Origin of the sequence: Vibrio sp. 1562, assembly GCF_033340155.1 — a bacterium.
GTDB lineage: Bacteria > Pseudomonadota > Gammaproteobacteria > Enterobacterales > Vibrionaceae > Vibrio > Vibrio alginolyticus.
Genome location: NZ_JAWOVY010000292.1, coordinates 1 through 736, shown reverse-complemented (window position 1 = coordinate 736; position 736 = coordinate 1). Strand labels below are relative to the sequence as shown.

1 pseudogene is annotated in these 736 nt (G+C 48.2%); it reads right to left on the bottom strand.

Annotation, left to right across the window (positions count from 1 at the left end):
* A pseudogene (locus R7Z49_RS24740) lies at positions 1 to 736 on the bottom strand (hypothetical protein); the annotation flags it as partial.

Genomic DNA, 736 nt, shown 5'->3' with positions numbered 1-736 from the left:
AACCGTTTAGCGGGTCTGAACCTGTTTCAAGCTGGTACTGAACCACACCATCTGAGCCTTGCGTGGTCGTGAACTGTCCTTCAACCAACAGTGCGTTTGATTGTCCACCATTCGTAATTAAGTCATTTTCATCCACAGTGAGAGGCACGACATTCTCAATCGTAGGAACGTCATCTTGAATGGTGACAGGCAAAACCATGGTGCTGGTATCGCCATCAAAATCCGTCGCTGTAATCGGGAAATTCAGTGTTAACGCATCACTGCCACTAGCGTGATCGATTGGGCCTTCTAACGTAAAGTTGTATGAACCATCGGTATTCACCACCAGCGTAAATACTGAGTTGCCGTTTGCTGTCGCGGTGTAAGTGAAGCTGCCGTCGGCATTTGCGGTTTCTACCAGCTCAACGGCTTCACCATGTGAAGTCAAGCCATCAATTGGATTGGTCGATGCGTCGAGTTGATAACTCACCACTCGATCGGAGCCTTCTGTCGTGGTGAACTTGCCGTCAACCGAAACAGAATCATTTTGATCCGAGCCGATACTCGCAAGGTCGTCTTCATCCACCGTTAAAGCTTCTACACCATCAATAGAAGGCGCATCATCTTTAACTTCTATAACGATTTCTGCGGCTTTTGCATCATTCGAACCGAGCGTCAAAGAAGAGCGGTCTCCGTCGGCATCAACGGCATAAACTGGAATGGTGAACGTTAACGATTCGTCGTTTGCGCCAGTATG